Annotated in this window: 13 protein-coding genes; 11 read left to right on the plus strand and 2 right to left on the minus strand. The window is 51.5% G+C overall.

The window, feature by feature from the left end; genetic code table 11:
• Window positions 1-175 precede the first annotated feature (175 nt).
• The 3 genes from GJ632_RS04485 to GJ632_RS21920 all read left to right on the plus strand — a co-directional run bounded on the left by GJ632_RS04485 (window position 176) and on the right by GJ632_RS21920 (window position 1,387).
• Window positions 176-451: a hypothetical protein gene (locus GJ632_RS04485; protein ID WP_197427881.1), complete on the plus strand. Its 276-nt coding sequence runs from the start codon at window positions 176-178 to the stop codon at window positions 449-451.
• A gap of 111 nt (window positions 452-562) precedes the next feature.
• Window positions 563-1,120, plus strand: coding sequence for a DoxX family protein (locus tag GJ632_RS04490; protein ID WP_089808607.1), 558 nt, complete (start codon window positions 563-565; stop codon window positions 1,118-1,120).
• A 96-nt stretch (window positions 1,121-1,216) separates the two neighbouring features.
• Window positions 1,217-1,387, plus strand: a complete 171-nt coding sequence (locus tag GJ632_RS21920) for a hypothetical protein (RefSeq protein WP_197427883.1) — start codon at window positions 1,217-1,219, stop codon at window positions 1,385-1,387.
• 371 nt (window positions 1,388-1,758) lie between these two features.
• Here the strand turns inward: GJ632_RS21920 and GJ632_RS04495 are convergent, their stop codons facing one another.
• A complete protein-coding gene (locus tag GJ632_RS04495) occupies window positions 1,759-2,223 on the minus strand; it encodes a hypothetical protein (protein WP_191452212.1) in 465 nt (154 codons plus the stop codon).
• Window positions 2,224-2,226: 3 nt separating this feature from the next.
• On the minus strand, window positions 2,227-2,997 hold the full coding sequence (locus GJ632_RS04500) for a hypothetical protein (protein ID WP_191452213.1): 771 nt from the start codon (window positions 2,995-2,997) through the stop codon (window positions 2,227-2,229).
• A gap of 204 nt (window positions 2,998-3,201) precedes the next feature.
• Between GJ632_RS04500 and GJ632_RS04505 the strand changes: the two genes are divergently transcribed.
• From GJ632_RS04505 to GJ632_RS04540, 8 genes are all read left to right on the plus strand, one after another.
• On the plus strand, window positions 3,202-4,107 hold the full coding sequence (locus GJ632_RS04505) for a DUF6293 family protein (RefSeq protein ID WP_191452214.1): 906 nt from the start codon (window positions 3,202-3,204) through the stop codon (window positions 4,105-4,107).
• A gap of 655 nt (window positions 4,108-4,762) precedes the next feature.
• Entirely contained in the window at window positions 4,763-6,424 is a 1,662-nt protein-coding gene (locus GJ632_RS04510; RefSeq protein WP_191452215.1) for a DUF4209 domain-containing protein, read from the plus strand.
• A gap of 587 nt (window positions 6,425-7,011) precedes the next feature.
• Window positions 7,012-7,404: a hypothetical protein gene (locus GJ632_RS04515; protein WP_191452216.1), complete on the plus strand. Its 393-nt coding sequence runs from the start codon at window positions 7,012-7,014 to the stop codon at window positions 7,402-7,404.
• Window positions 7,405-7,726: 322 nt separating this feature from the next.
• Complete coding sequence (locus GJ632_RS04520; protein ID WP_191452217.1) at window positions 7,727-9,409, plus strand: ATP-binding protein; 1,683 nt, start codon at window positions 7,727-7,729, stop codon at window positions 9,407-9,409.
• A gap of 257 nt (window positions 9,410-9,666) precedes the next feature.
• A complete protein-coding gene (locus GJ632_RS04525; RefSeq protein WP_197427882.1) occupies window positions 9,667-10,632 on the plus strand; it encodes a Druantia anti-phage system protein DruA in 966 nt (321 codons plus the stop codon).
• Window positions 10,574-11,785, plus strand: coding sequence for a Druantia anti-phage system protein DruA (locus GJ632_RS04530; protein ID WP_191452219.1), 1,212 nt, complete (start codon window positions 10,574-10,576; stop codon window positions 11,783-11,785). Before GJ632_RS04525 ends, GJ632_RS04530 begins: the two co-directional genes overlap by 59 nt.
• A gap of 50 nt (window positions 11,786-11,835) precedes the next feature.
• Window positions 11,836-13,395: a hypothetical protein gene (locus GJ632_RS04535; protein ID WP_191452220.1), complete on the plus strand. Its 1,560-nt coding sequence runs from the start codon at window positions 11,836-11,838 to the stop codon at window positions 13,393-13,395.
• A 7-nt stretch (window positions 13,396-13,402) separates the two neighbouring features.
• On the plus strand, window positions 13,403-13,786 hold a 384-nt coding region (locus GJ632_RS04540), incomplete at its 3' end, for a hypothetical protein (RefSeq protein ID WP_191452221.1).

Raw genomic sequence — 13,786 nt, forward strand, 5'->3', positions numbered from 1 at the left:
CCGCACCGACGCGCCTCGGTGGCACGCCGCCGGGCGAGGCAGTATTCGGACGTACACGAACGTTTATTATACTTCTCCCCACACGTACCGGTATCTCATGTCGGTCGTATCTGTACGCGAGTGACTCTCCTCCGGCCCGTACAGCCTCCCGACCGACCTTCGCAACCCGACACACGTGAGCACACACACCCGACACCCGACAGAATCGCATTCCGACGCCGACACCCACACGCCGCCCACGGCGCCTCCCGACGCGCCTGCCGCCGACACCCACACCGACGACGCTACCGACGCGGACGACGACACCGAGACGCACTCGAACGACGGCGTCGAGGCACGAGACGACCGGTCGGGGCCGAGTCGGTGTCAGCGGATGTTCTCGGCGCGCGGGACGGCCCGTCTCCGCAACCTCGCCGACGCGGAGAACCACGCGATGCCGGACGGCGTCTGACCACTTACGCGGCCGTCTCGCGACCACTGAGCGCCGTCGCGTTCGAGAACCGAACCAGTCTCATAGTTTGAGTAACATATTTTGCCGTGAGTTGAATAGCTATCTACTGCAATGTCAACAAGGCACGCACTCGACGCGGAGATATTCGGACAGGACGTCTCGTTCGACTACTCGGAGGGGTGGGTGGCGTACTCCATCCTCGTGCTCCGGGTGGCGATGGGGTGGGTCCTGTTTCAGGGCGGCATCGTGAAGGTACTCGACCCCAGTTGGTCGGCGTCGGGATTCCTGCTCAACGCCATTCCGGAGGGCAACCCCTTCGGCGGGTTCTGGGCGATGCTGGCGAACAACTACATCGGCATCATCGACCCGCTGAACGCGTGGGGCCTGACGCTGACCGGGTTGGCGCTCATGTTGGGCGTGGCCGTCCGATGGTCCGCGTTCTGGGGCGCGGTGATGATGCTGTTCTACTGGCTCGCGGCGCTCACCGGCGGCATCGCACAGGGGTTACCCGTCGCCCACGGCTGGCTCATCGACGACCACATCATCTACGCGCTCCTCCTGTTCGGTCTGGGCGCGTGGGGCGCGGGCCGCATCCTCGGCGTGGACGCCTACCTCGAACGGACGGAGTTCGTGCAGAACAACCGCTGGCTCCGGTACGCCCTCGGCTGAGGACGGCGACGCGCCGGCCGACCCTTCGGTGGGTCGGTTCCGCGCTCGCCGCCGACGGCCACGAAGGTTACGTCTCTCGCTTTTCGACGGTGTCACATGGCAGGACTCGTACAGCGAACGGCACGGTCCATCGACGAGATGTGGCGGTCCGTCTGGCACGATTCGAGTCGCGGCGAGAAGCTAGTCGTCGCCGTCTTCCTCCTCGTCACCGGACTGGCGATACCGGTCGTCCCCATCGTCTGGCTGGCCCGTCTGGTCGCGTACTGACACGACCGCTCCGGACACCGCCGTCGCTCGGAATCCTCTTTTGCGTGGCTCCAGTACCGTCCGATGGCCGATGACGACGGCACCGTCCCGAGTCGGGGTGGCACCCGACGGTGACGAACCCTATGAGTGCCGAGGCCTCATAACTAACGTTAGACTCAACGTGCTCTTTGCACTAGAGTCTAACGGATATATACACACTATTTTAGAACTTTAAATTCTGTGCAGAAACGAGAACATTGGGTAAATCAGTCTGATACAAGATAACGGATGTTACCACTCACCGGATAGGATATTATCAGGTTTCTTTTCGCTATCCACGATTCATACATCAACGAAGCTGAGTTTTGATCTAAGTGATGACTCTTGGGATCCTAGTCTCGGAGGTGGGAGTCCTCGACACGGACCAGACGGATTGATGGGAACGGTGCGAACGGGATCTCGTCGTCAGACAGTTTTTCAACTGGAATTGCAGATTCCCGTGTATTCCATTCTGGTAGGAATTCTTTGAGGACATCAAGCGGGACCACTACGATCACTTCATCATCATCCGGACACTTGGCGTTACGGTCGGCCAATGTTTCACCGTCCGCAAATTCCCACTCCTTCGCTTTCAGGCCCGGAATATTCACCACGACGAGGGCGATCGGTTCCTCGGCTTCGGTGTCGTGGACGATGTCTCCGTAGATGAAGTCGGGTTCTTCATCATCATCGTCAAATTCAGCTTTTAACGCTAGGTCGAGTGTTCGTTGAAGTGATTCGTCTGATCCGGGTTCTTGCCATGGCTGTTCGTCTTTGCGGTCTTCTGGTGGTCCGTACGGACCTCCTTTTCGTGTCATGATTTAGAATTGTGCGAGTTTTGACTGCCAGTGGTTGATTTCGGTGATTCTCTTCTCAATACTCTCGCTGAGTCGGTCTCGGTGGTGGACACCGTCCGTATCTCGGATCTCTTTGAGGATACTGACTTTGCCTGAAAAGGCGACGACTGACTTCGGCATAAGCCGGAGGTGGCTTGGAGCGACAGTTCCATTCACGAAGATATGAGACGGACTGATCACCTCGTCAAGGCTATCGAGCTGCTCCTGTTTATCGTACTTCGAGTTGATCTGTGTCGTATCGAAGGCGACGGATCTGTTTATCTCTAGGAGTGGACGGCAGCGCTCGAAGTGCCAGTCCTCCCAGCCAAGGAATGCTGGAATGACGGTTATGTCGATTCCTCTTTCTCGAAGTCGGTCGTAGATGGTCAGTTGCCGGTGAACACTGTCCTCAATCTCTTTGGCAACCTCACGACGAGACATATACTCGTAGTCGTAGGTGAATCGGTCGCCAGGAACTACAGCGTCGACGATACCCTCAAGTTCAGTGTATCGCTCAACCTCTTTGGACGGCGTCCGACCTACGATGTGTTTGTCCTGCTCGTAGGTTGTCACGAGGAGCTTCTGATCTGGGCTCAGAAACGCCTTCCGTGGGTGATTCACAAACCACTTGGAGCGGTGGAATTTGCACGTAACCCACTCAGTGTGCTCCGGATTGTGGCCGTACACCTTCTGGTCGGTGCTGTGGCTGGGTTGGATCTTCGCTACAAAGTCGCGCGGGAACGGGTCATCCTGCATGTCGTGTCGCCCAGGTGCGGGGTGTTTCCTGTTGGCACCTACCTCATGCTATGATTCCCGAGTATATAGGTATGTTGGAAAAATTTTCTAGAAGGGAGCTTATGAGTGATGCTATGTCACTTATTTAGGCTAGACTAAACTACTCGTCAAATGACTTGGGTTAATAACGAAGGTCTTTACCATGAATGGGAGTTACCATAAAGTATGAGTGATAGGGTTCATTTCATTCCCGTTGGCTTCGATTTTGACCGGTTGATCCGGCCAATTACAAAGGGAGAGCTGGAAGCCGACCGTGTCGTGCTATTCACCCACAAGGGCGAGCCTGATGACGATCCGACAGACCGCGCTGCACAGCTCGCTGAGGATATGACCAATAAGTTGGAGAAGACCTTTGACCTAGTTGATGTTGAGGTTAAAACGGAAGGGATCTCCGTCAATACCTTATATAAGTATGAGACGCTCTATCCGAAGGCGCATACATACATTCTGGATGAAATCGAGAAAGGGAACGAGGTCTTCATCAACATCTCGTCGATGCCCCGGACCGTCTCTTTTGCATTCGCAACCGCGGCAGATTCACTGATTACTGAGAAACAGGGAGAGATAGAGAACATCCGGGATCGGGTTCATACGTACTATGTCGCGCCAAAGGAGTATCTGGTTCTCGAAATGATCGATGTATTGGAGAACGCAGCTGACACCTTTAAAGATCTGAAGGAGTACGAAGATCTCAGAGTACACCAGCGATATGAAGAAGTTACTGAGATCTTGGATCGGATAGACGACAGCGGCGTGACCGAAGGAACGAGAGATGATCTTAATGGGAAAATGCACGTTGAATTCCCGTCGTCTCCTGAGAGTAATGTCGAGGGATTCGAGGAGAAAGTACTCCGATTCCTCGATAACAAGGGTACGTTTTCGTCAACATCCGAACTCGCAGAACAGATGGCGGAGGCCATTGGTGAAGAGAACGATCAGTCGTTCAGAAGCCGGGTACAGTACAACGTCTCCAAGCTCGAGGACAAAGGATACGTCTCTAGGACAGAGGTCGGAAATCGACTTGAGACATCGCTCTCAACAATGGGACGTATGTGGTTAGAAACGCATTGAACAGCAGCATAGCGCTTTGCCAGTCGATATTCTAATGGTTTCTCACCCCAATTATCCGTTTTGCAAGACCTGCTCAGCTTTCTCAATCTTCTTCTCAGCCTTCTTGTACTCATTGAGGTCTATGGCCTTTTCTGCGGCGTCAAGGAACTCGAGAGCTCTATCAAAGTTCTCAGTACCTCCTTCGCGACGGTTTCTATCGACTTTTTTCAGCCAATTTCTGAACTTCTGATCTCAATCGTCGACGGATCCAAGCCTGGTACCCAAAATAACCTCCTGCCGACATAAGCAGCATCAGTAGTATAACTCCCGCTACGGTTATGAAAAGAGATGTATTGGACTGGTTTCGTTGAAGTGCTTGGTTTGCCAGTTTCTCTGCTTTGAGGTAGTTCGAATTATTGAACGCAGTCTCGGATCTCTGTAGTGTTCTGTAGCCTGGTTCCGAACTCTTGATTTTCTCCCGTGCTCTATTGATCGGTCGGTTCGTTGAGCAAATGCTTGTAATAAAACTGGAGAACTGCAAGAGGAGGTTCAGGATGTTGAGCGACTTCCAAGACAGTATTTTTTACTCTTTTGTCTGAATGCCCTGTGAACAGTTCCCCGGTGTATCGGAAAAGGGTAAATAGTTGACACAGTAGATCATCACTAAGGATTTCTCATGCTGATTGATAATCTTGAGCGTGCGAAGGCTGAGCCATCAAAGGATTACCATTTAGCTTACCAGCTGAGATCGATTTTCAGGAGAATTCGAGATGGAGAAGTTCAAGAAGACGTTTTAGGGTCAGAGCTCTCTGAATTTGAGCAGAACCATCCGCTAACAGATGCGATTGAACCATTACAACAGTGGGTAGAACACCGTGAATATGAAGATGGAGGGAAGAAGGCAATAGCTCTACTTCAAGACGCATATGAGGATGCCCAGCAGAGAGGCTGGCAAAACGTCTCCGTTCTCTGCCTTCAACAGTTAACTCTGCTCAGGAAGGAAACTGGTGGAACCGGCTTAGAGAAGACGATTGAAAAAGCGGTGGAATGCATTGAGCAGGATTTCAAGGGAAATGATGTTCATCTCGGTGATTTCCATAGTCTCGTGGATCTGGTCGTAGAGAACTGCGGTGATTTAGATCAAGACCTAATACAACGCTGTATCGACGAATGTGTGCTCCGACGAGAAATCCAACACCGGAATAATCAGTACCAGAACGAGCGGAGCACCCTTGAGAAAATCATCCAACTCAAACGAGAGCTAGATCAGGAAGTAGATGTAGAACAGGATCAGTTGATTGATTCGTTTGAAAATGAGGTAAGTCGGCCATCTAGTAACAGCATCAAAGCCGCGGTTCTGAAAGAAGCTCTGAGCCGTTGCGCCTCCTTCATTGACGACAAAAAGAAAGGCCATTGGAAGCAAGATATCCGACAGTACAATCGGAGAGCTGTCAGATCAGAGTTCGCTGAGATAACTCTGGATGACGATCAAGTAGCCAAGCTTGAACAGGAGGGTGAAGAAAATGTTGAACGACTGAAGCAGTTTTTCCGGACTATACCCATTGAACCCAATTCTTCGACCTATGCTCTCTACTGCCTACTGAAATCAGATGGTTACCTTCCCTCGTATGAACTCGCGGACTCTCTCACAGAAGAGCACTCGATAGTAGACGTCCTCCCTCAAGTAACCATCAGCCAAGAGGGAGACCCAATCCAAACAACCGGAGGGCGACTGGAAGATACGAGCCGACTTCCACATTCCTACTCCATGATGGTGCGGCATAGCAACGCTGTACTAACAAACGCGCTTTATGAACTGATTGAGGAAGGTTCTCTTCATGCACTAGATTTCATCCATCTACTGAATATCTGCCAAGGCCTCCGCGTAGACGACGAAGCGTTCTTACTCGACTTGATTATCGCTGTATTCGAAGAACGGTATCCAGAAGCGGTCTTCCTCGGAATACCCCTCATAGAAGGAGTAACGACCCGACTGTTAGAGAGTTCAGGAGAACCCGTAACCGCACTAAAGAAGGGGAATATTGAACAGGCATCTCTTGGAGGACTGTTTGATGCTGTTCAGACCCGGACGTCGACAGATTTCGGAATGTATCTCAAAGCCCGGTACACTGAAAAATCCGGTCTGAACATCAGAAACCGCGTAAGCCACGGACAGATACGTTACGTGGAATGCCAGTTCGGGAACGCCGCTCTACTCTTATTCGACATATTCCGAATCATGGTGAACATCTCGCCCACAGAGTACACTGCAGTATTCGGCCCACCAGTATGGACAATCTCAAAAGGAACCTCATCAGACAGTACTGACCAGTCCTAACTTCTCTCAACAGTTGTAGTTACTATCTGCTCAAACGATTTCCACCCTCACAATGGTATGATGTACTGTGTACCTCCAGAGTTCTTTCTGAAGGGGGTGGACCATCGAATGGAGTCAGAGGATGCAATGTATCGGGAGTTGGAGGAGGCGGAAGAGATGCTACGAGTTCTGGACAATATGATCCTACAGTTACTGAACAAAACAGATGACCCCTGCCGCCCAAAATTTGAGGAGTTACTGGTGCAACTTCGCGGAGCACGTCAACTCCTGAAAAGGCAGAACGATCTCAAAGAGTAAGGATGCAACCCGGTATCGAACCGCGGTCAAGTTCATACGAATCAAAGTTAACCCCTACTCACAAACGAACTCGGTACCCCAGTTGTCACAATATGAGTTCGTCAAAGGATTTGGTGGAGGCTGAGCAGCTGCTTTCAGAACTCGGTTCGTGGACTGAGGAAGAGATCGAGCAGCTTCCACGACTCTACCGTTTGAAGGCCAAAAAGTACCGTCGTCTAACGAAGACCGGCCAGGAATAACCCACAATCCCGTCCCTTACGGTATATTCTACAGACGAAGGGGAAGGGAGGATGGATTACTTCGACTATCTTGACGGCTTCAGTACTGAAGAAATCGAGGAATTGCTGGAACAGTCTCAAGAGAAGGAACAGCAACGGATCAAGAACGAACTCCAACGGATCGACCAAGAATTAGAGAGTCGAGAAACCATCCATGAGGATATCATCAAGGAGCTGGAGTCGAAGATCAACTGGTACACGGAACGCCTCAACCTGGTCTACAAGCGGACAGGGAACCCGAGCCGGATAGAGGAGTTGAAGAAGAGTCTGCGGAAGTTCTACCGAGAGTTACGTGAGGAGCAACGTCAGAACTGGCGTGACCGAGAAAATCTGGAAGAATCTCGTCGAGAACTGCTGTCGGAACTGGACGAGCTTGAGGACGGTGATCTGACCGATCTCCTCTAAACCGAATTGGGAGAATCTGCTCCGCCAGATCAACCAAACAGATCTCCCACAGGACAACCAGCTACAGAAACTGCTCAAAGTCGGGATCGCCACCAATAACGAATCCGTAGAGGAACAGATTCAGAAACTGCTCCAGCTGAGGCTCTCACAACACTCGGAGTACCCGTTCCAACCAAAGTCACAGAAACACTCATTCGATCAGATCCTACTCGGCGTTTCGCCTACTGGCAGCCATGTTTCGATTCCGTCCAGGAACTTGGTGAAGCACTTGTTGGCAGTTGGTCAGTCCGGATCGGGAAAGACCACGTTGTTCTACAATTTGATGAGCCAGCTCCCGGTTCCATTCTGGAGCTTCGACCGGAAACAGGACTACCGCCATCTACTCAACCAGCGAAACGACCTTCTAGTGCTACCCTGGACTCAGTTGAAATTCAACCCGTTGAAGCCTCCAGACGGTGTCCCTCCGCGACGGTGGGCACAGGTCTTCTCAGAGATATTCAGTCACTCCACCGACCTGCTAAGCGGATCAACAAACTACCTGCTGAAGCAGGTGATCCAACTCTACAAACTCTACGACCTGTTCACGGAGAACTCGCCGCCGTATCCCAGCACTCACGAACTCGAACTCCTAATCGAAGAAGAGAAACTGAACTACGTCAGAAAACAAGCGAACTACCGTGACACAGTCCTGAACCGGCTGGAAACATTGAACCTGACCGCGGGCACCGTCTTCGACTGCAGCACCGGGTTCACGATAGCGGAGCAATTGGAGCAAGACGTGATTTTTGAGCTGGACGGGTTAAACCGAGACGTTCAGAACTTCATCACGGAGATCCTGTTCGCGTACGTCTACGAATATCGACTTTCAGAGGGCCACCGAAGTCAAGGCCTGAACCACGTATTTTTCTTGGATGAGGCGAAGCAGGTGTTCAGCGTGTACAAGGAGCGGCAGGACGCTGCTGGCATCCCAGAGATCGACGAGATCACCGCGAAGATGCGGGAGTTCGGGGAAGGTTTAGTCGTCGGTGATCAGGAAGCGTCCAAGCTGACGGAATCGATCAAGGCGAATACCTACACCAAACTCCTGCTCTCCACAGGCGACCGGAACCAGTTCAACGCAGTCTCAAACGCAATGAACCTCTCAGAACAACAGAGGAACTACGCTCAACAACTCGGTGTCGGCGAAGCAGTTCTCCAATCAGGAAACGGTACCCCAGTACCAGTGAATCTCCGTAACCACCCCATTCAGAAAGACATCACCGATCAAGAGCTGGAGCACCAAATGGCTGAAAAGTGGGAGCAGTTACCGGTAGAGAAACGGGAGCGGCCCATCCGATTCAAAGAATACGTAGCACCCGGCCGATCAAACCAACCCGACGAACCAGAAATCGTCGACGATCCGCAACAGGTAGAACTCTCAAACGAGGCACAACGCTTCCTCAAAGACATCGTCGAAAACCCGTTCAAGCCCCTCACCCAGAGATACGAGAAGTTCTCCAGCCGGTACAAAGGCAATAAAGCGAAAAACGAACTACTGGAGAACGGCGTCGTAATTGAACGAACAGTTTCCACCGGAGACGGCCGACTCAAACTCCTCGAATTCACCGACAAAGGACGCACCTACCTCGAAGACCAAGACATTGAAACTCATCAAGAAGGCCGCGGCGGAGTCGTACACCAATACTGGCAACAACAAGTCCAGGAACTATTCGGAGAGGCAGGCTGGACCGCCCAGATCGAAGTCTTCGACGCCGACGCCTACGTCCACATGGACGAAGTCGAACTCGCGGTAGAGATCGCAATGGGACCTAACGACCGGGAAATAGAACACGTCGAAAAGCATCTCTCCAAAGATTTCGAGGTCTGGATCGTGTGCCGAAACCCCGAAGTAAAAACCGAACTCCAGTCCAAACTCAAGGACAAAGCAGTCGATGAGGACTGTGTTCAGATGATGTTAGTTCACGATCTTGTGAACATCGACCCAGATCGTCCGACTGAAGGATAGACGATACTGGTTACATCACTTACAGCCATAATTTATATTTATCCAATAAATCGCGCTAGAAAAAATTGAATTATCCTTCCTGACAACACGAAAATCGTCCTGGAATCAACTATACCACTGGACAGGTTGCGGAGGTATATGCATCCAAAGCATATTCTATGAATTAAGATTAGTCCTCACGAAGCCCGACTCCGGTACACTTTTGGGTTTCAGCACGGAACGATTCTCCATAACCTCTAACGCCTCTCATGAGTACTATGGCACTGAATATTAACGAACGAGAAGTTCTCTACACCCCTGATTTATCGCCCAAGTTCACCCGGCGGTTCGACGCCCTTACAGACGAGTTAGTGGAGTATCCAAAGAGTCTAGATAGGGAAGTAGCAATCAAGGACGAAATAAAAACTGTCGAACAAAACCTCAGTGGTGAAGAACTCTCTGAGGACCGCGTCCGCTATCTTGGCATCCTTGAAGTCCTCCTTGACCTGATTGAAATCGGATTCGAGGTCCGGAAGAACGCCGAATTCAAAGTCGTTCGACCAGATCTAGACCGATATAAAGATGATCCAGAGGAGTACAAGGAACACGAACGCGCCATCCTTCAGAAAGAACGGATAACGCAGTTCAATGAACAGAGTGTCCGGGATTTCATCCGTAAAATGGAGGGCGACTACCGGACCAACGGAACTGGCTATGTAAGCGTCAAAAACCTCATCACCGACGGTGAGGACCTCTATAGATCATTAGCGCCACTCCAAGACAAACCTCGTGAGGAGATCGTCAAGGAATTAGAAACCGAAATTCAGCCATACGTCCAAGTCGCCGAAAAAGGTGAGAAATGCGAACTCACCGGCCTCGACCTTATGAACATTTGGAGGTATTTCCGCTACACCTGGTTGACACCCTACAATACCGTCCCTGGCAGGAATATCAACTTCCTAATCAGAGACGCATCTCGCGAATACCATCCTGTCATGGGCATCGCCTCACTGGCAAGTTCGATGATGAACCTCTCTGTTCGGGACGAGCAGATAGGTTGGAAGATTGATGCATTGGAAGACCGTTTGGAGCGGAAAAATCGAATGCACATCTATGAAGAGCAACTCCCGAAAGAGGAACGGTCACACGAGAACCAGACTCGGGAGGTAAAAAAAGACCGAATGGTTGGAAACAGAGGACGAATGGCAGGAGCGCGTAGACCAAATCTGCGCAGACGCGCGTGAAGGACTTGAAACAGCGATCGCACGAAGCATCGAAAACATCCGGTACGACGATTTCATCGCCGAATATGACCACCTGACTGAAGAGAAATTTACGTACCCAGACGATCAGGTGTTCGAAGTCCTAGCCGAAATTGAGGAAGAGGCCCAAGAGACCATTGACAACGAGAACGACCAGAATCCGGAAAAGCTGGATTCATGGGAAGCACGAAGCGAGACTGCTCTCTTCCGGAAGAAGCGTGCGAGAACACTGCAGAAGCTACTCCGTGACCGAAAGTACTTCGAAGAACACAGCGACCAGTCAGATACGCAGTTCATTAAACAAGGGCTCGAGAACGAAAGCGGCCGCCGAGCGATCAAAACCGCGATGAAGGAGATCAAGAAGCGCCGCGCCGGTGCCGGCATGATGAATATCAGTGTTTGCGGCGCAATACCCCCATATAACCATTTGATCGGTGGAAAGCTGGTCGGAATGGCACTAACAGGGCCAAAGGTGATCGATGCCTATCGCGAGAAGTACAATGACACGGTCAGCAAAATTGCTAGCTCGATGAAAGGGGAACCGGTCGTCAAGTCAGAGGATATTGTCTTCTATGACACGACAGGACTGTTCGAGGTTGGCAGCGCCCAGTACGACCGAATCCGGGTTCCAGCTGACAGCGGACAAATCGAATACGAGGAACTAGGGTACACACAGGGATACGGGTCGATTCAGTTCGGGCCAAAAACACGGAAGCGCCTCAGTCAAGTTACGGAGTTCAAAGAGGGTCGAAAAGTCGTCCGTGGTCGGTTCGGCGAAGGTATCGCCCCTCGGATGCGGAAGATCCGACGTGGGCTCCAAAACTGTGGACTAGACGGCGATCTGTTGAAACATGAATCGCGGCGCGTTGTATACGGCGTTGATCTCGCGGAGAACGCGAAAGCCTATCTTCGCGGTGAGACCGATGAGCCATCGTACTACTGGACGTTCGATGATATCGAAGCCAAGCAGCAATCAATCTACGATCATTGGAAAGAGCGCTGGGCTAGTAAACGGATCCAGAAACCGGAGATTTTGGATAGGATCGCCGAGTTCGACCGGGACGAGTTCATCCTGAGTTCCGAAATCGAATTTGCACAGCGGCAGTTGAGTGATTTCATTGTCGAAAACAATTAAAACACCGAGTATGTCATATACCAACCATCAAATTCCGGGATACACAACACATGGCAACTGAAACTACGCATCTACGACTCGAATTTCTCGCCCGGTTATCGCAAGGCGGGTTCGCAGAAAAGCTGTCGCCAGAACAACGGCGAGCAATCCACATTACGACCCGGCTTGATGACTTCATCGACGACGCGCTGGCGAACGGAAAGCAAGTCGTCCTAACCGGGAACCCTGGCGACGGGAAAACCCAGTATATCCTACGTAAACAGCCAGAATACCCTGAACCAGATTTTTTCTATCTCTATGACGCGTCAGAGTTCGCCGACTACAGAGAACTCCTCGACGAATGGGAGTCAGCGTTCGAGGCCGGCAAACCCGGTATTCTGGCAATCAACGACGGCCCTCTATATGAAATGACTACGTCGTACACTGATCACTATCCGTTTCTGGAAACCATCGAGGACCAGTTCCAGAACCAGATCGTCTACGACGATCATGTCGCGGGAGATGTCGACTTTGATGACCTCGTAGTAATCGACCTCAACAACCGAAACGTTCTCACCCGGAAAGTAGTCCTCCAAGCGATCGACAACCTCACTGCAGACCACTTTCTTAAGGAAGGCCACAACCACTCCGGTACCTGCCACATCCAATACAACATCCAGAAACTGCAAAACGACACTATCAGAGATAACTTCAAGTGGCTACTGAAGACCGTCGGGAAGCTAAACGAACACGTCACTGTCCGTGACCTCCTGAACTTCATCGCCTACTGCATTACTGGCGGACAGGCCGACTGTGAGGTCGAATTCGGTGAGGAACTCAAATACTACAACCTCGCATTCGAGGGAGACGGAAAAATATTCTCACTACTTAACGAATACTTCAATCCCCGTGATCTCACCCATCCGTTCATCGATAGCACACTCTGGGCCGATGCCGAGGAACAGGTCAACCCCCGAGATGTCGAAGATCTCAGTAATGCTATCGATACAGAATTCCTCCGACAGAAACGCCGGTTCTATTTCGAAGACAACCTCATGGATATCGGGTTCACCGGTCGGGATCTATACCACGAAATCAACTACCCATTTCTTGACCAGCGGAACAACCCAAACCAATCCGAGGAAGGCGTAAAGGAGGAAACAATAGAGATGATCAACGGCTACTTCAGTCCCGGCTCTTCACAACGTTCCGAACTTCGGCTGTGGCAAGCTCATAACTACCGTTCAAAGAACTCGCTAGTACTTATCTCACGGACAAAGATCCCAAAATACGATCTTGAACGAAAAATCCCGGACCTTCATCCAGATATCCGGGATGCAATTGACTACACACCCACTCACCATGCATTGGAATATATCGGTGGCGAGACCCCAGTCCGGCTCAAGATCACTCGCGAACTTTCGCAGTCCCTCAGTGCTCTCGACGCAAATGTTCCGTACCTTGTGCGCGACCGAGAGGAAGAGCAACAGCTTCTAGAGTTCATGGAAGAGATCGAATATCAGACAAACTACAGCGAGGTCGAAGGCCGCATTCTAATCAAGAACACTGAGACAGGCGACGTCGAGGTCCTCGAGGTTCATGATGACCGATATCGGGTGGACGTGAGGTAATCTAACTATGAGCATGAAACTCAACGACGTCAACGGTGACGCATCGGTCGCTGCTTTCGGATTCAAAGCGACGTCCGCGTCATTGAAGCCTGTTCATCTGGCGCAGGTGATGTTCAGCCATACGCTCGAAACTGTGCGGTCACCAGACAACCTGTTCGCGTTTGCCGAGAAGCCAAGTCGAACGCCATCAAGCGACCTTGACCCACAGCTCAAGGACCTGTTTGAATCGTCACAAGGTTTGGCGGACGAGCAGTTGGACAATCTCCGCCAATCGATGCGGCAGGTCTTAGCGAACGACAACGCGCTCTACGCTAGTCAGCGCGGTTCAGCACCGACCTGTACCAGTGACTGGTTCATCATTGACGCCGCTGCTGGCGTCACTGCCGGACGT

This window comes from Halogeometricum sp. CBA1124 (assembly GCF_009741955.1).
Classification (GTDB): Archaea; Halobacteriota; Halobacteria; order Halobacteriales; family Haloferacaceae; genus Halogeometricum; species Halogeometricum rufum.